Annotated in this window: 17 protein-coding genes; all 17 read right to left on the minus strand. The window is 44.4% G+C overall.

Annotated features, from left to right (window positions below; translation table 11 throughout):
* Window positions 1–4: 4 nt before the first annotated feature.
* Complete coding sequence (gene fliM, locus DZ860_RS18000) at window positions 5–1,054, minus strand: flagellar motor switch protein FliM (RefSeq protein ID WP_120034069.1); 1,050 nt, start codon at window positions 1,052–1,054, stop codon at window positions 5–7.
* Window positions 1,055–1,061: 7 nt separating this feature from the next.
* Entirely contained in the window at window positions 1,062–1,559 is a 498-nt protein-coding gene (gene fliL, locus DZ860_RS18005; protein ID WP_120034070.1) for a flagellar basal body-associated protein FliL, read from the minus strand.
* 34 nt (window positions 1,560–1,593) lie between these two features.
* Window positions 1,594–3,402: a flagellar hook-length control protein FliK gene (locus DZ860_RS18010; RefSeq protein WP_120034071.1), complete on the minus strand. Its 1,809-nt coding sequence runs from the start codon at window positions 3,400–3,402 to the stop codon at window positions 1,594–1,596.
* 199 nt (window positions 3,403–3,601) lie between these two features.
* Window positions 3,602–4,045 carry a flagellar export protein FliJ gene (gene fliJ, locus DZ860_RS18015; protein WP_120034072.1) on the minus strand — a complete coding sequence of 148 codons (444 nt, stop codon included), beginning with the start codon at window positions 4,043–4,045 and terminating at the stop codon, window positions 3,602–3,604.
* A 56-nt stretch (window positions 4,046–4,101) separates the two neighbouring features.
* The gene (gene fliI / locus DZ860_RS18020; protein WP_120034074.1) at window positions 4,102–5,424 is read right to left on the minus strand and encodes a flagellar protein export ATPase FliI; all 1,323 of its coding nucleotides are present in this window, start codon (window positions 5,422–5,424) and stop codon (window positions 4,102–4,104) included.
* Window positions 5,424–6,224: a flagellar assembly protein FliH gene (fliH, locus tag DZ860_RS18025; RefSeq protein ID WP_120034076.1), complete on the minus strand. Its 801-nt coding sequence runs from the start codon at window positions 6,222–6,224 to the stop codon at window positions 5,424–5,426. Before fliH ends, fliI begins: the two co-directional genes overlap by 1 nt.
* Before the next feature lie 22 nt (window positions 6,225–6,246).
* The gene (fliG, locus tag DZ860_RS18030) at window positions 6,247–7,302 is read right to left on the minus strand and encodes a flagellar motor switch protein FliG (protein ID WP_120034078.1); all 1,056 of its coding nucleotides are present in this window, start codon (window positions 7,300–7,302) and stop codon (window positions 6,247–6,249) included.
* Complete coding sequence (gene fliF / locus DZ860_RS18035) at window positions 7,295–9,043, minus strand: flagellar basal-body MS-ring/collar protein FliF (protein ID WP_120034080.1); 1,749 nt, start codon at window positions 9,041–9,043, stop codon at window positions 7,295–7,297. The genes fliG and fliF overlap by 8 nt, the downstream gene beginning before the upstream one ends.
* Window positions 9,044–9,061: 18 nt before the next feature.
* Entirely contained in the window at window positions 9,062–9,373 is a 312-nt protein-coding gene (gene fliE / locus DZ860_RS18040) for a flagellar hook-basal body complex protein FliE (protein WP_120034082.1), read from the minus strand.
* 95 nt (window positions 9,374–9,468) lie between these two features.
* The gene (locus DZ860_RS18045) at window positions 9,469–10,875 is read right to left on the minus strand and encodes a sigma-54-dependent transcriptional regulator (protein ID WP_120034084.1); all 1,407 of its coding nucleotides are present in this window, start codon (window positions 10,873–10,875) and stop codon (window positions 9,469–9,471) included.
* Entirely contained in the window at window positions 10,875–11,924 is a 1,050-nt protein-coding gene (locus tag DZ860_RS18050; RefSeq protein WP_120034086.1) for a sensor histidine kinase, read from the minus strand. Before DZ860_RS18050 ends, DZ860_RS18045 begins: the two co-directional genes overlap by 1 nt.
* Window positions 11,925–12,046: 122 nt before the next feature.
* Window positions 12,047–13,513: a sigma-54 dependent transcriptional regulator gene (locus DZ860_RS18055; protein ID WP_120034088.1), complete on the minus strand. Its 1,467-nt coding sequence runs from the start codon at window positions 13,511–13,513 to the stop codon at window positions 12,047–12,049.
* A gap of 328 nt (window positions 13,514–13,841) precedes the next feature.
* Complete coding sequence (gene fliS / locus DZ860_RS18060) at window positions 13,842–14,252, minus strand: flagellar export chaperone FliS (protein ID WP_120034090.1); 411 nt, start codon at window positions 14,250–14,252, stop codon at window positions 13,842–13,844.
* Between the two features lie 10 nt (window positions 14,253–14,262).
* Window positions 14,263–14,586 (minus strand): flagellar protein FliT, encoded by a 324-nt coding sequence (locus tag DZ860_RS18065; RefSeq protein ID WP_120034092.1) that lies wholly within the window; start codon window positions 14,584–14,586, stop codon window positions 14,263–14,265.
* Complete coding sequence (gene fliD / locus DZ860_RS18070) at window positions 14,570–16,576, minus strand: flagellar filament capping protein FliD (RefSeq protein WP_120034094.1); 2,007 nt, start codon at window positions 16,574–16,576, stop codon at window positions 14,570–14,572. The genes DZ860_RS18065 and fliD overlap by 17 nt, the downstream gene beginning before the upstream one ends.
* A gap of 21 nt (window positions 16,577–16,597) precedes the next feature.
* On the minus strand, window positions 16,598–17,026 hold the full coding sequence (gene flaG / locus DZ860_RS18075) for a flagellar protein FlaG (protein WP_120034096.1): 429 nt from the start codon (window positions 17,024–17,026) through the stop codon (window positions 16,598–16,600).
* Between the two features lie 90 nt (window positions 17,027–17,116).
* Window positions 17,117–18,250: a flagellin gene (locus DZ860_RS18080; protein WP_120034098.1), complete on the minus strand. Its 1,134-nt coding sequence runs from the start codon at window positions 18,248–18,250 to the stop codon at window positions 17,117–17,119.
* Window positions 18,251–18,476 lie beyond the last annotated feature (226 nt).

An 18,476-nucleotide genomic window follows, 5' to 3' on the forward strand; every position in this document is an offset into this window, starting at 1 on the left:
TTCTTTAATCTTCAATATCGCCATCATCGCCTTCCAGCTCAGAAATAACATCTTTGCCAAGGAACGCAATATCGGTTTTCACCACATCAGGACGTTTAATTTTTTCAGACACTTGCACAGCTAAGTGATCACCTGAACGGCCCATTTTTACGCGATATGTCGGTAATTCTTCAACAAACATAATGGCATGTTCTGGCATATTAATTGGAATAATATCCCCAGCCTGTAACTCCATAAGATCACGCAGAGAAATATCTTGTTCGAGCAAGTTAACGCGGAAATTAACCGGCACATCCATGATCTCTTCACGTAATGCTGTGCTCCAACGAACGTCGGTTTCCATCTTGTCTGATTGAACACCCGCATCGAGTAGTTCCCGAATCGGCTCAACCATGGAATATGGCATCACGACGTGGAAATCTCCACCGCCTCCATCCACTTCAATATGGAATGAGCTAACAACGATCACTTCCGTTGGGCTAACTATGTTTGCCATACTTGGGTTCACTTCAGAATCCAAGTATTCAAATTCGACGCCCATTACCGGAGACCATGCTTCTTTGTAATCTTCAAAGACGATCTTCAGTAACAGCTGCACAATTCGACGTTCCGTCGGGGTAAATTCACGCCCCTCGATACGAGCATGAAAACGCCCATCACCGCCGAAAAAGTTTTCCACCAAAATAAAGACCAAACGCGCTTCCATGGTAATCAATGCTGTCCCTTTTAAAGGACGAAAGCGCACCATATTTAGACTAGTTGGTACATACAAGGTGTTTTGATATTCACCGAACTTCATCATTTGTACGCCGTTGATCGAGACTTCGGCGGTTTTTCGCAACATATTAAATAGGCTGATTCGCATGTGACGGGCAAAACGTTCATTGATCAGCTCTAGGGTCGGCATCCGACCACGTACAATGCGGTCTTGAGAAGAAAAGTCAAAGTCGACAGCACCTTCATTGCCGCCAATCTCATCATCATCTATATCATCGACATCATCTACGCCGTGTAACAGTGCATCAATTTCGTCTTGACTTAATAAATCGGTCACATATCACCTACTGGATTACAAAATCAGTAAACAACACCCGTTCAATGACAGGCTTGCCCACTGCACTGGTTAAACTCGCTTTGATATCCGCTGTCGCTTTGTCACGCAACTCAATGCGCCCTGTCGGACTACGCAGTTGCTCTACGCTTGCACCAGCAAACGTACTCAACAAGGTGCTTTCAATCAATGGCGAGTGATAACCCGCTAAATTTTCATTCTCTGAACCACGAACCATTAACTGTACTTTGATTTGTACTAAACGATCTTTGCTATCGCCTGTGACATTAAAGAGAAATGGCTGAGGAATACTCACATACGCAACAGGCTCTTCTGGGACTGCTAACTGCTGAGTCGATGTCGATGATTGACTTTCTGTCGATGATGACCCCATGAAGAAATACGCTGCTGCGCCGCCGCCCAATAGCAACACCACAACAACGGCTATAATAATAATGAGTTTTCCTTTCCCTTTTGGGGCATCTACCGGTAATTCTTCTACAGCCATAACTGGTTTCTTCGCAAATTCAATTTGTTATAGTTTATGCGTAATAACTGATTCCATCACGCTTTGCAGTGACATTCAAATCAAGATTGACGTCTGGTTCAAGGTTTTCTTCACCGAATGCGTGCTGACTGCTGCTGCCTTGACCAGATCCAGTCTCATTCCCTGTGGCATAACGCCCTTGCTGCTGCCCTGCAGACTGTTGTTGCACCGAGCTTTCCCCCAATTGAACCCCTTGTTGAGATAACATTTCACGTAATCTTGGCATGGATTGTTCAATAATATCGCGCGCCTGTTGGTTAGCGACAGTGAATTGGATGCTCGCCGTATCACCATTCATATTCATACGAATTTGCATTCGACCAAGCTCTGGCGGATCCAAACGAATATCAATATTTTTCAGGTTTTTCGATAGCATCATTTGCATACGTTCCGCAACCTGCTCACTCGCCATTTCACGATTCAATGTCATCGGCATTTGTGCCGCTGCTTGATCGCTTCGATTTAACGCCTGAGCATTCAAACCCAATGGCCCCGCAGCTTGCGATAATTGCTGCGCGAAACTCGCCTCTGTACCCGAGGTCGATGGGCTATCCGCTCCACCTAATTGGCCTAAGCTAGCGGCTGCTTTCGCTCCTAAAGCAGCTTTCAATACCGCTTGCTCTTGAGATGCTGAGCTTTGTAGTGCGTTCATCATGGCTGCATTAGGCGTCAACTGAGGTGTAAATTGTCCCTCAGTCGTTAAAGGTGTGCTCGTAACTGGCGCCTGACCTGATGCTTGGGCTTGCTGCGCTAACGCTTGTGCATTCAAAGCTTGTTGTACCGACTGTGATACAGCAGCTGGTCTAGCTTTATTTGCTAATTCTTGAGCAATTTGATCATCAACACTTGTTTGTGGCGTTCCCCACTGAATTGTCGAAGAACCATTGGCCACGCTACTATTTTCTATCGCTGTGGATGCTGGAATATCGCTATTTCCAGTTTCGTTCGTTGAGACCGTCGCTTCACCACTCCCTGCTGTGGCTAACTCTTCGTTAACGGCGCCAGCAGGCTGACCTGAAACTCCAGATGGGGTATTTATTAGCACAGCATCTGTCGACTCAGATTCAGCCCCATTGGTTAACTCTCCCACTAAAGCAACCGCCTGTGGATTCACCATCGATGATTCACTTTCAAGCACAACATGCTCACCCTCAACACTTTGCACGATCGGCATTGATTGAGTTGAGGCTGTTGACGTTACATTGTCTTGTGCATTTTCAACAAAACGAGCCACTAATGGCGAGATTTCAGCTAATGCTTCATCGCTATTCGCGTCACTCGCTGCGTCAACTTGAGAAGTTTTAGACCCGATTACTACTGCGTGACCTTGGAAATCATCAGATTGTTCGTCAACTGCACTAGCAGCTTTTGGTGGCAACTCATTGCCGTTTGCTGTCTGTAATGCTTTCGAAGCTTGATCTAAACGCCCTAATAACTGATTGCTCTCGTCGACAGTTTGCTCTGCAAGCTGAGCTTGTTCTGTCTCAGATAGAGCTTGCGTACTGGCTACCTGATCAGAGGCTAACGCATCGCTATCAAGTTGTGATGTAAGCTGTTCACTTGAATTTGCATCATCAGCAAGATCGAGCTCTTCTGCGCTATCTTGCGTCTTAAGTTCACTCTCAGTTTCTGCCACTGAGATCGTTTGTTCATCGACTTTCTTTTGTGAATCACCATCAATCATGGCACTTAGCTGAGAAAAAAAGCCTTTATCCTCAGGCAATTCACTCGCTCCGTCTGACGAATCCAGCGCAAGTTTATTCAGCTTTTGAGATTCTGAAACCGATGACACATTAATATGCATATAGCAATAACTCACATAGTATGGATAGCTTTTTGAAACCTGAGCTATCTGCGACAAAAACAATGGCAATGGGTATAGCGAAGCAAATCATCACTTCTACTTCTAGATATCACCTGAAAGGTACTCTTACAGGGCATAACTATAGAAAACATCTATCAGAAACATCTGCAAGAAATACGCCAGTTATGACAAGTCTCACTCACTCGCGCTTCATACGTCGCGCATACAAGAGAGTAGAAAACTCATCCATCTGTTTTTGCTCACGAGCATTTTCTAAACGCTGTTTTTCTGATTGTTTTTTTTCAATTAACCATTCATAAGAACGTCTTTGCTTACGACATTCCATCCAGTTTTGTTCGCAATTAGTGACTTGATCTTTAAAGTGCTGTTCCGCTTGTTTCTGCTTCGAGAGCGTTTCATCTAAGGTCGTCAAGAATCGATTAAGGTGAGTATACTGGCTCGCCGTTAATCCCTCTTTACCGCGGTCAATCAACTGCTGACAATAATCCATTCGATACTGTTCAATTTGGCGTAGTTGATTGTAGTAATTGTCTAATTCTGAGCGAGTCTGGTTTAAAGCAAGCACCGCTTGATGCTCACGTTCTATAACCTGTTCTAATAAGAACTCTAATGCATTATCCATGCTGTGCTTCTTCTACTAACAACAACTTTTCTGACAACAGTTTTTTTAGCAACGAATTACTCACCATGTAATAAACGCCCTAACATGTTGACGCACATATCGTAAGGCACGCTTTCTTTCATCGTTTGTTGTAAGAACATATCGAGTTTCGGTTTCAACGTAAACGCAGCATCAATCGCAGGATCAGTGCCCGGTTTATAAGCTCCAATCGAAACTAAATCTTGGTTCTTACGACACAATGACAGAATTTGGCGCACCGCTTTAGACATCAGCACATGTTCATCATTAGTGATCTGAGGCATAACACGGCTGACCGATTTCTCGACATCAATCGCTGGATAGTGCCCTGCATCAGCCATTTCACGAGATAGAACGATATGACCATCGAGAATCGCCCGCGACGCATCCGCAATTGGATCTTGTAAATCATCACCTTCCGTAAGAACAGTGAAAAACGCCGTAATCGAACCTTGATCAGGACTGCCGTTACCTGCACGTTCCACCAGCGCTGGCAGTTTGGCAAATACCGACGGCGGATAGCCTTTAGTTGCCGGAGGTTCACCGACAGAAAGTGCGATTTCACGCTGCGCTTGAGCAAAACGAGTGAGTGAGTCCATTAACAAAAGGACATCTAAGCCTTGATCTCGGAAATATTCCGCAATCGTTAGTGCCGTTTGACACCCTTTCAAACGCATTAATGGTGATGAATCCGCAGGTGCGGCGACCACGACTGAGCGTTGTCGACCGTCAACACCTAATATTTCTTCGATAAATTCTTTTACTTCTCGACCACGCTCACCAATGAGGCCAACAACCACGACTTGTGCTGTTGTACCGCGAGTCATCATGCCTAAAGTCACCGATTTACCGACACCAGAGCCAGCAAATAGGCCAATACGCTGTCCTTTGCCTACGGTTAATAAACCGTTGATGGCTTTAATCCCTACATCAAGTGGTTCAGAGATGGGTTTACGAGAAAGGGGGTTAATCGGACGAGCATTGAAAGAAGCGCGCTGCTCGGTATAAATTTCACCGAGACCATCGAGTGGATTACCCACGCCATCGATCACTCGTCCCAGTAATTCCATGCCTACAGGTAGACCGACATCGCCGGTCATTGGTGTCACACGTGCGCCAGGTAAAACACCGGTGATCTGCTCACTCGGCATTAAGAACAAGTTATCACCGGAAAAGCCAACCACTTCCGCTTCCATTTCACCTGTCATGGTTTCAACAAGACACAGGCTACCAATTGGAGCTCGACAACCTGTCGCTTCTAAGGTCAAACCGACTACACGTACCAATTTCCCAGAGGCAACCGGACGGCAAGTCAAACCTTTGGTGGTATATTGCGATAATCGCTCAGCGAGGGGGAGCACTACTCACCACCTTGATGACGATTCACACCGCAGAAACTTTGAATAACACTACGAATACGTTCTTCCATTCGATAATTAACGCTGGACTCGCCTGCTTCAATTTGAACATCACCACGATTCAATGCGGGTTCACTCGATAAGGTCCAATTGCGAAAATCCAGATCCTCTTGTCCATAAGAAGAACGAATGATCTCAACATCATCTGGATGAAGTTTTAAGGTAATCGCGTGGCCAGAAATCGGTAAGGATTCTACCGATTGTTTAATCGTGTCCAACACCACTTGCGGGTTGGTTTGTACTTCAACGTGCACGACTTCTTTAACAAGAGTCAGCACCATATCAACGAGCTGTTTTTCCACTTGAGCATTCATTAGCTCTAGTGGTTGAGCAAACTGATTTGCTAACGTCACAAAAGTTTGGACTTGCTGTTGAATAAATTCTTGGCCGGCAGCGACGCCTTCAATTTTTCCAGACTCCAGGCCCTCTTCACGACCGTCCTCAAAACCTTGTTCTTTGCCTTTTTCGTAGCCTTGCTTAAAGCCCGCTTCCTGACCATTCAACATGCCCTCTTGATAAGCTTGTTGTTTGATCTGGTCAATTTCTTCTTGGTTGAGCTCGACCGGGATCTCTTCTTCAATAGGTGCGAAGTTGGGAGCCCAGCTTGGATCGTAATTCAGCGCAGTTTCTCGTGCGACTTGTTGTGTTTCAGCCGAGTAATCCGGTAAACCCCAACGCTCTGGTTTCGAGACAGCTTCGCTATCATCAAGACGTAAAAAGCCTCGTTTTCTTTCACCCGACATGAATTATTATCCTAGCCATTAATTAGAGGAATTCGTCCGCACCACCAGATAACATTAGGTCACCTGAATCCGCCATACGACGAGCAATTGCCAACACTTCTTTTTGCGCCGATTCCACGTCAGAAACCTTAATTGGAGGCATGGCTTCTAAGTCATCACGCATCATCTCAGCAGCACGCTTAGACATGTTCTTGAAGATCTTATCGCGTAATCCATCATCCGCACCTTTAAGTGCTTTTTGCAGAACATCTTGTGGTACATCACGCAGCAATTTCTGAATACCTTGATCATCCACTTCGATAAGGTTTTCAAACACAAACATAAGGTCTTGAATTTGCGTTGCCATATCTTCGTCTTGATCGCGGATTTGCTCCATCAAGATACCCTCGACGTTGTTATCCATGTAGTTCATGATTTCAGCTGCAGCTTTCAGACCACCGATCTTCGCGGCTTGCGCACCAGCTTGACCTGCAAACTGTTTCTCCATGATCTCATTCAATTCCGCCAACGCTGATGGTTGAACTTCTTCAAGGTTTGCAATGCGCATCATCAGATCTAGGCGGTCACGTTCAGCAAACTGTGACAAAATTTCTGCTGATTGATCCGGCTCTAAGTAAGACAAAACGATAGTTTGAATCTGAGGGTGTTCGTTGATGATGATAGACGCTACTTGGCGAGGATCCATCCATTTCAAAGAATCCAAACCTTTTGAGCCAGTACCCAACAAAATTTGATCAACTAGGTTGTTTGCTTTGTCTTCACCTAACGCGGCAACAAGAGCGTTACGCATGAAGTCTTCGCTACCCATACCGATATTGGTGTATTTTTGAATATCTTCCAAAAATGCACGATGAACGGCACCGACCTTATCTTGGCTCAGATCCTTAGCTCGCGCCATGGCACTGCCCACTCGCTGAACTTGCTTAGGTTCTAAGTGACGAATAATACCAGCGGCATCTTCTTCATTTAAACTCAACAAGAGAATCGCTGCGCGCTCCTCTCCCGGAATAGAAGAGATATCAACTGTGGTTTCAACCACGTCTCCGCCCTGCTCTTGAGGGACCATTTCGTTAGGCATCGTTCATCCAATTTTTGACAACTTGGGCCGCTAGCTCTGGTTCATTTGCCACCAGCGCACGCACCGCTTTTAATACATCTTCATCTTTATGCAGATTTGGTAAATCAATACTTGATCCGAATTCGAACAATTCGCCATTATCAAAATCACCACCAATCAAAGATGTCTCACCGTTAGCACCGATTGGTAAACCATCAGGACCATACATTTGTTCATTTTCATCAGTTGAAGCTGGATTGAGCAATTTCTTCATTGCAGGGCGAACAAGAACAAGAACCACTACGATAATCACCAGCGCACTTGCAAACCAACGAACCCAATCATTGAAGTTAGGATGATCCCAAATAGGCACATCTTGGACGATATCAACTTCAGGCTCAGCAAACTGCATGCTCAACACATTCAACAAATCACCCCGGTTTTGGCTAAAGCCAACGGCGCCGATAAGTACCTGACGAATCGCATTCAACTCAGACTCAGGCAAAGGTAAGTAAGTTACATTACCAGTTTCAGGATTAGTGACCGCGCGATTTTTAATCGCAACAGCGACGGTTTGTCGATTAACGACCCCAGTTTGACGGCGTTCGTGGCTGATTGTGGTATCTAGTTCAAAGTTACGCGTCGCTTCTTTATGAACCGAACCTTGACCCATCATTGAGCCACCTTTCATCTGTGCCACATCTTGTGGAATTGAGGCATCCGCAGGAGGTTGATTACTGAGTGCACCAGGAACACCAGCTGTTACACTACCGTTGTTGTAATCTTCTAAAGTGTATTCGCTTCGTGTAGAGGTAGTATTTGGATCAAAGCTCTTGCGCGTTTGTTCAACAGCGCTGAAATCGAGTTCAATATCAACTTGAGCGGTGTAATTACCAAAACCTAGAATCGGGATCAGTACAGAATCGATCTTCTCACGCAGTGCCTGCTCTTGCTTGCGCTCAAGCTCATGCTCTTTACGACGTGCCATCGACGCTTCATCTTGAGAACCAGAACTCAGCAGTCGACCATGTTGATCGGTCACAGTAATACGTGTTGGAGTCATCCCCGGAACCGCACTCGACACCATATCTACAATAGAATCGACTTCTTCCTGCTTGAGGGCTGTACCCGAATTCAGTGTTAGGAAGACTGAAGCTGATGCTTCTTGATTATGACGAACAAACACGCTTTGTTTCGGTAACGCAAGAAGGACACGTGCTTTACGTACCTGCTTCATCTCTTCAATCGCTTTAGAGAGTTGTCGTTCACGGCTGAGTTTGAGTCGTTCAATTTCCAAACGTTGAGAAACACCGAAGCCCATATCTTGCAACAAGATATCATCACCTTCTTCTTTCTCTTGATTTAGACCAGCGCGTGCAAGGTTCAGTTTTAAGCTGCTGTATTCGCTTACCGGAACCGAAATGGTATTGCCATCTAACTGGTAATCCACTTTTTGCTGATCGAGATAATCAAGAACAGGAATGAGTTCTTCAGTTTCATACGCACCAAGCGGGCGCATTTCCGGCTCTTTTACCCAAAAGAAAAGCATGACGATTAACGCCACACAAATAGAAATGGACAGCACCAAGACTATCTGACGCAGTAAGTCTAGATCGCCAACTGCAAAGTCAAATTTGGAACTGCTTTTTTCATCAAGATCCGGGTTTTGACCGCCTAAATCGGGATCAGAATGACTCAACATCGCTGTATCTGATGCACCGTTTGATACGGACAAATTGGTTGATTGGTTGTGCTCTGCCACAGACGCTACCTAAACAAGTTACACTGGCATATTCATCAGTTCTTTGTACGCTTCTACCAGCTTATTACGTACCTGAATGGTTGCTTCGAATGCAACACTGGATTTATTTCGTGCAATCATGACATCAGAGAGCGAGACATTCTCATCACCACGATCAAAGCGAGTTTGTAAGTTGCCAGAACTTTTCTGAAGTTGATTCACGTTATTAATGGCATGGTTGAGCAATTCACCAAAATCAGCTCCAACACTATGACCCGTCGCCGTCGGCTTAGTGGCTGTAGCGTCAAGCATCATTGCTTTCATTTCACCTTGAAACCCATCAATTCTCATCTCAACCTCGAACGTCAACTTTTTGACTAGCACTTTCGTTATAAATATGACGATGCAAAGAATATGCCACGCCACAAAGATAGGAAAATAGCACGTTAGTTTGGAATATCAATCCCTGCATCACGCATTTTCGCTAACTTATAGCGCAATGTACGTGGACTGATGCCTAACTTATCCGCCATTTCTTTACGGCGGCCATGACACTCCACTAATGTCTCAAGAATAATTGCGTATTCTTGATCTCTCAGTTCGTTTCCAAGCCCACTACCAACGGGTAACGCTTTGGTGTAATCCATTTCTGCTACGGGCTTGATGGATGGCACAATGACATCGCCAGCTTCAACGATCTGTTGCAAGCTGCTTGCGTCCTGCCAATCAAGGCCTTCTAACAAAATATGTTCCGCCGTAATGTCACCGTTCTCGCTTAAAATCAGCGCGCGCTGAATAACATTGTCTAATTCACGAACGTTACCAGGCCAAGGGTAAGTTAATAATTTACCTATCGCTTCTACTGAGAAAGCTGGCATTGGCATACCGAGCTTTTGGCAATGACGCTCAACCAAATGTTTTGCTAACGGTTCTATATCGCCCTTGCGCTCGCACAACGCAGGCCATGCCAAAGGAAATACATTTAGACGGTAATATAAATCATCACGGAAGTTACCCTCTTGGACATACTGTTTTAAATCACGGTTACTGGTAGCAAGTACACGAACATCTAACTTAATGCTCTTACGACTGCCCAGGCGCTCCACTTCGCGTTCTTGTAAAACACGCAACAGTTTTGCTTGTAGGCTCAAGTCCATTTCACTGATCTCATCAAGTAAAATCGTACCACCTTGAGCTTGCTCAAATTTGCCAGGGCACGCTTGAACAGCACCGGTAAATGCCCCTTTTTCATAACCAAACAAGGTCGCTTCTAACATATTGTCCGGAATCGCAGCACAGTTAATCGCGACAAATGGACCATCTTTACGATTTGAAGCGTTATGAATATAGCGTGACATGACTTCCTTACCTGAACCGCTCGGGCCAAGTATCATCACGTTTGCGTCTGTTTTCGCTACTTTTTCCGCCAGAGTAAGTAGTTTTAGGCTTTTTTCATCAGCAACAACGGCATCGCCATTGTCATCTGATTTAACTGGAGCATAACGACTGACCATGTTCAGTAGAACTTCAGGAGCAAAAGGCTTCGCCATATAATCAATAGCGCCGTCTTTCATTGCTGAAACGGCATCTTCAATATTTGCGTACGCCGTCATCAACAATACAGGCAAGTTTGGCCAATGTTGCTTGATATTGCGGAGCAAAGCTAAACCGCCCATCCCTGCCATCTGCACATCAGAGACAACAATATCAACTGAGTGTGCTTTGAGCTTCACTAGCGCATCTTCTGCACTGTCTGCTTCTAGCCAGTCATAGCCTGCCAATGCTAACGTATCAACCAGCGCCTCGCGTAGACCCTCATCATCTTCTACGATCAGTACTTTGCTCTGAGCCATTATTGTTCTCCAGTCGTTACATCTTGGGGCAAGTGGGTTCTTTCGAGTGGGATACACATTGTAAAACACGCTCCCTCACCTTGTTCTGAAATCAGTTCTAACCTTCCGTCATGGGCGCGACACACCATTTGTACAACCGCTAAACCAAGTCCGGTGCCTTGTGAGCGAGTAGTAAAGAAAGGTTCCATAATTTTACTTTGCAGCTCTTTTGCTACACCCGGTCCACTATCTTGGACCGAAATTTTAAGTTCACCGTTTACAGAACGGAAAAACACATCCAGTTGCGATTCTTTTCCGGCAATTTGTATCGCATTCATCACCAAGTTACTCAAAGCCGAAGCAATGGCATTTGAGTTACCGAGCAAGGAAGTTTCTGCATCTTCCACTTCCAAAAAATAATCTATTTGGTTGTTTTTAATGGCCGCTTCCACCATAGGTGAAAACTCAACCACTAACTCTTCAATTGTGAATGGTTTTACGACTTTGTTATCGCCTCCCTTGGCGAATAACAGCATGTCATTAACCTGTTTTTCCAAGTCATGTAATCGGTCGACGAGCTTGGTTTGAAAACGCTCGCGAGTAGGTGCAGGTAAATTGGGCGCGCCAAGGTTGGCAGCATAGAGCATGGCACTAGAAAGAGGTGTGCGAACTTGATGAGCAAGAGATGCCACCATACGCCCCAGTGACGATAAACGTTGTAAATCACCGACGCGTGCTTGTAATAAGCGAGTTTCTGTCAAATCGGTAACTAAAATAAGTTGTCCGGTTAGCGAGGCAGAAATAGCAAGTCTAACTTTACGCCCATTACGTAATGACACTTCGTGACCATCATCTTCTCTTGGGGAAAATGCTTGTTGAATCACTTCGAACCAACGCTGTCCAACCAAAGGCAACTCTAGTAGACGAATCGCTTCAGGGTTGGCTTCATGCACAATCCCTTGTGTATCGAGTAAGATCACACCAGCAGGCATGACGTCCAACACTTGTTGATAACGTTCTACCTGTTGTTCTAATGATCCCAAATGAGTTTGATTGCCTACTTCCTGCATGTCGACTTTCTGCCTAATAAACCACAAAGGCCTAGCATGCAAAAAACAAGCCAGGCCTTTTTATATATTTATCAACAACTTAACTAGGTCGTTTTTTTGACAGCAAAGAAAACCAAATCATCCTAACGCTGTAAGCTGTACTTACGCATTTTCTCAACTAAGGTTGTACGACGCATACCTAGCATATCGGCTGCTCTCGCAACCACACCCGCTTGCGCATCTAATGCTTGGTTAATCATGTCAACTTCTAACGTCGCCAACATCTCTTTTAAGTTCACCCCTTCAGGAGGTAAAGACTGTGGCGCATTCTCGTTATAATTAAAATTATCCAATTCATCAAAATCAAAGCTTTCGGAGAAAATGTCTTGTAGCACTTCTCTTTCTTGCTCTTCTATCGAACCAAAGCTTGAATAGTCTGGCTGAAATTCGGGAATATCACTGTAACGATACTTGGTTGGCAAATGATTCACATCAACTAAGCTATTCGGGAACAGAATAATCATTCGCTCCACCAAATTCGCAAGCTCACGAACATTACCGGGCCAATCGTGTTCCATTAAAGAATTGATGGATCGAGGAGTAAAGCAGATAGGCTGAGCCCCTTCCGCCTCCATACGAGTCATTAGCTCTTGCAGTAACAGTGGTATATCTTCTTTTCGTTCACGTAACGCCGGCATTTCAATTGGAAAAACATTTAAGCGATAGTACAAATCTTCACGAAATGACTCATCACTAATCATAGTTTCCAAGTTACGATGGGTCGCTGCAATCACCCGAACGTTAGCGCGAATAGTATTGTTTCCACCCACTCGCTCAAAGCAACGCTCTTGTAATACACGTAATAATTTCACTTGCATGGACATCGGCATGTCGCCAATTTCATCGAGAAACAGAGTTCCGCCATCAGCTAATTCAAAGCGACCTTTACGTGAGGTTATTGCTCCCGTAAAAGCACCTTTTTCGTGACCGAACAGTTCACTTTCGAGCAAATCAGGCGGAATAGCACCACAGTTGATTGGTACAAATGGCCCACCACGACGAGATGAATGGTAGTGGATATTCCGCGCGACCACTTCTTTTCCTGTCCCTGACTCGCCCAGTATCAGTACATTAGCCTCTGTTGATGACACTTGTTCAATCAAATGACGAACTTCTTGAATCCCAATACTTTGCCCAACTAAGCTACGAAATAAAGTGTTTTTACGAGAACTCGATAAGACATTAACGCCTTTACGTCCCAAAAAGTCTTTACAGTGGCGTAAAGCTTCGCTTAATTGTGGGTAATTCAACGGATATTCAAGCTCACCGACATAATTGGTGAGATCGTCAGCCATACTCGAACGTTTACCGGCAAAGAGCAAAGGTATGTGATTAGCACGGGAAAGCACCCCATCCAGCTTAGCTGCATGGATCTGACCTTCAATTGAGCCGATAATGCACCCTGCCCAAAGAGACGACCAATCCAACGTGTCGAGATCCCCTGAGTGAATAGCTTCACACTGCTCTCCGACGAATTCTAAAATATTACTTAAATTGACTCGCGCTTGCGCATCGTCTTCAATAACAAGTATTTTTGCTAAGCCTTGCATAGGTGTGAATGATTGCCTTAATTTCAAATGAGTGGCTGTTTATAAATGAACATTAATATCGTTCTAATTATGAACAATAATTCTAACAATTCAATTTACTAAATTTAGTCACGAAAAAAGCCACTAGGCTAGTTAGTGGCTTCTATTCTATTTGATAAAAAAAATAAGGCAACCAAGCAATGATTAGGTGTGATATTTACCCAAACAAAAATTGACAGCAGGATCAGCTAGATAACTTCATAAATTCATAATTTTGCGATGCGCTCCGGCTTTTATTGCGCATTATTATCTATAGTTTTCTAGAAAATAGTGGCTTGTCTGAATACGATTAAATACCCACCGAATTTGCTGTCAAATTATGATATTCCGCTGGAATTTGATCCCATGCCGACTTTATTTCACGAATGATATCAATAACATCATCCAGTGGTTGAGGATTGTTCTTGTGGTTTGCTTCCGTGATTTGAGTGATCATGAACTCGTAAAGTTGATCAAGGTTTTGAGCAATATCCCCCCCATCTTCCATCGAAAGACAGCTACGTAAGCTGATGATAATGTCTAGAGCTTTGCCCAAACGCTCACCTTTTACTGGAATATTACCTTGTTGCATCGCAGCTTTCGCTTGGATCAATCGCTCAATCGCCCCTGCCATTAACATTTGAACGATTTTATGCGGAGAGGCCGCACTGAGTTGGCTATCAACTGAAACTTTCTTATAAGCCTGTAATGAACCGCGCATAACCTTCCTCTTATAAATACTTTTTGTACTGCTGAACCGACTTACTGCCACGACGATATTTTGCTAACGTTTGACCGATGTTAGCCGTCTTATTCTGCATTAATTCGACAATAATTTGGGTTTCTTTGACTACTGCTACCCACTGTTCGCTTGTCGCGAGCACCGGCTCTTGTTCGATCTGTGTGATCAAGGGACGCAATAACTGTTCCCTTTTATCGACCAACGCCTGAATTTCTTCAGCGGCAATGTCATCCAATGTAATTACTATTTTAATTTCGCGATCTAAATCACTAATTAAATTTATGTTTTTTTCAAAATTATCCGCCAAGCGCATTCATCATTCCTGCTAACTGTGACTGCATTTTACTGGTGGCATCTTGCATTGCCGTAAACTTGGCGTGCGTTCTTTTCTCTAGCCCTTCCATGCGACGGTCTAATGAGGTTTGATCGTCTTCTAAACGATAGTTCTGCTCGACGAGGCTTCTTTCTCTAGTACGAATCGACCCCGTCACCCCAGTTAAGCCTTGAATTGCATCTTCTACCTTTTTGGCAAACCCATCATTACCACCAAAAAATGACTCGAGCTTAGTAAAGTTATTATTTAACTGACGATCAAGCATGTCGTAGTTAATCTCAAGCATACCTTGACGTGTTGTGGTCACACCAAATTCCGTCAAGGTCTTTAATTCGATAGGTGCACCGTCCACCGAAGAAGAAAACACCGATTTTAATCGGGCATCGGCACTACGTATGATGCTATCGCCAGCAAGAGGTCCCGCTTGCCCCGTACGGGGATCGACACCGGATAAATCCTTGGTGATTTGATAAAACTGATTGTAAGCTCCGACAAATTGTTCAATATCCTCTCGGACACCTTGTCTGTCATATTCTATATCAATTTCAGATGGTGTTTTTCCCGGCTCACTACGCCCTTTTAACGCAAGATCGACACCATCTATCGCATTTTCAATTACATTGTTATTACTCGACAGTTGGGCAACACCATCCAATAAAACTTGAGAATCTTGGCCTGCTTGAACTTGGATCATCCCTTGATAGGAATCAAATGATGCTTGAGCCGCTTGTAAATTCGCATTAGCGTTATCAATTCGAGCAAGATAGTCTCGTTCTTCTTGTGATAACTTTGCTCGTTCTGCATCTTTAGCCTGCTCAGGTGAAACGTCTTGATGAGCGACTGCGGCTTTAATTGCTTCTTGCTCTTTCGCTAACTTTTGCTCGAGAGCTAATTGGGCCTCTTTTGGCGTCACATAGGAGTCAGTGAGTGTCCCTGATGCGGTGTTATTCCAGCCCGGTACATCTTTAGACTTTTCTAACGCTTTCGCATCCAGTTCTGGTTCTGGTTCCCAATAAGAATCAAGTAGCGTCCCAGAAGCGGTTTCACTCCAGCCCGGTATTCTATCTTCAGGCTTGATATATTTGTTCGCTTCGATCGCTGCATCAGCGGCGGCTCTTACTGCCGATTCCGACATCGGATTGGAGACGGTTGCTTCTTTTTCTGCTCGGGGATCGGCGGCAACTGCCGCTTGTTTTGAGGTGTTTGCTATCTCTTGATCGACAACCTTTGCCGCATCGATGTTCTTTTGTGCGATGCGATCGGCAACTTCTTGCTCTTTGGGTGTCAATGGTTTCAATAACGACTGTGCCTCTGAACGCGCATTTTCAAGATCTTCAACACGCTGCTCAAGGGTTTTATATTCAAGGCGCTTAAGTGGGTTAGCCCCATCGGCGGTTTCCACACTCATTTTAATGCGATTATCTGCCCCAGAAAGATCAGAGGCGACAATAAGACGCGGCCCTTTAACATCATTAATCACCGAGGCTCTAACACCTGGATTTGATTTACTACCATTGATACTACGAACAACATCCACTAGCTTAGAGCGATTGTCGACATCAATGGTAAAAGATTTATTGCCTAGCGAAATCTGCAGCTTACCCTCACCAAAACGTGCGTCTTCTGGCAGTACATCTGACGCGACTTTATGGCTTTGAGCAAGCTGCAATACATCGACTGCGTATCGACCAGCGATAGCTTCAGTTGTTGCTGTTGCTGATACGACGGCATCATCCGTAGACGCTACCGTTCTTGCTGCGAACGCTTTCTCTTGTCGAAAGCTCGTCATCAAGTTTTTCATCGTATCCAGTGACTCTCTGAGTCGTCCATAAGCACTAATACTGGTATCAATTTTAGTCAACTCATTGTCAATACGCTGCTGTTTAGGCGCACGTTCTGCTTCAACAATTTTGCCGACCATGGAATTGATGTCCATGCCAGTATTCATCCCTATTGGGCCAAAACTCATTTAATCACCTCAAAATTACAATCACACCTTACCGTCAAACAAACCTGAAGAATAACGTGAGGTTTGCTCTCTAAGGCGGCGCAGTATTTCTAACATTTCTTCATCCGGGATCTGACGAATAATCTCACCAGTGCTCGCTTCGTATATCGTCACGACTTCACGACCAGATTCTTCATCAACTCGAAAAGATAAATCCTTGTTGAAAGATGAAATAAACTCATTCATCTCTTCCACAATTCGTTCACGTTCGTCCCGATCGATTTCCACTTGTTGGGGTGAAAACTCAACCGCTTTTTCTAACGAATGTACACTTTGTTGATTTAACTCCGAAGCTCGAGACGTACCCGACTGAGGGGAAACATTCTGCGTACTATCATAATCATTAGCAATTTTAGTGCCACTTTGTGAGCTATAAGACTGGATGTTCGATGTGTAGGACGGTACTTCCATAACAATCTCCCTTCCAACTTAATGGTTGTCTACCCAAAGGCGAATCCTAAAGATAATCTGACCTTATAAGCTCGATTTCGAACCCATCTATTAACCCAAAAGACTTAAAGCTGCAGAAGGTGACTGCTTTGCTTGTGCCAATACTGACGTACTGGCTTGCTGCAGGATCTGCGACTTTGTCAGTTGTGTCGTTTCTTTTGCATAGTCCGTATCCAAAATTCGGCTACGAGATGCGTTGACGTTTTCATTGATGTTGTCTAGGTTACTAATCGCATGGCTAAATCGGTTCTGGAATGCACCTAAAGAAGCGCGTTGGCTATCCACTGATTTTAATGCGCCATCGATAACTGAGATCGCCATCTGCGATCCTGCTACCGTCGAGACATCAACATCAGCAACCGTAACTTCTTTTGCCGCGCCAAAACCAAGATCTGCCCCTAATGCACCACCAATCGTTACATCTGATGATACTTGTTTTGTTGCAGCAAATAGTTGTAACTCACCCTCATCACCGACCGAGGCTTTCACGTCTTCACTTTGACCATTGATGTAAGTAGCTAACTGCTCAATATCATCACCTTCTTTTGCATTGATGGTGAGTGTTTGAGCATCGCCATGCACGTCTGTATAGTCGAATGTTACGTCTGTTTTTCCTGCTTCTACGCGCCAATCGGCTGATTTACCCGTTGCTGCAGTATATGCCTTTCCTCCCATATCGCTCGTGTCAGAACGCATACTTCCAATAGAAAGCATGACCGCTTCACCTGAGCCTGCACCGATCTGGAAAGACTGATTACCAAACTGACCGTTAAGAAGTTTATTACCACCAAATGATGTTGTTTCGGCAATTCGATTCAACTCATCATTCAATGATGTCACTTCTTCTTGAATAGCCGTACGCTCTGAACGAGAGTTCGAACCATTAGATGATTGCAGTGACAAATCACGCATACGCTGAAGTATATTCGTGGTTTCATTCATTGCCCCTTCCGCTGTTTGAGCAATAGAAATACCATCATTGGCATTTTTTACTGCCATATCTAAACCACGACTTTGTGAAGTCAAACGGTTTGATATCTGCAAACCAGCGGCATCATCACGAGCACTGTTTATTTTATAACCAGACGACAGGCGTTCCATCGACTTTTGCGCACCCTCAGCAGCACCATTTAGGTATCGCTGAGCCGTCATCGCAGACACATTTGTGTTTACGTTAATTGCCATATTTGATCTCCTTAGGCATTAAGCATGCGCCTTTGTGTCTCTCACCTCACATTGGCGCATATCATTTCTCTCAATCCTTTAACGGCGAGGGAAAAATAAGCTTTAGAGAAAAAATACGCTTTTTATTTATTTTTACTGCTTTCACTTAGAAACGTGAGTTATATCTAAAATACGTTGCTTTTTAGTTACAAAGTACTATAAACGCAAAAATCCAGCCGAAGCTGGA

Source organism: Vibrio sinensis, from assembly GCF_003605645.1.
Lineage (GTDB): Bacteria > Pseudomonadota > Gammaproteobacteria > Enterobacterales > Vibrionaceae > Vibrio > Vibrio sinensis.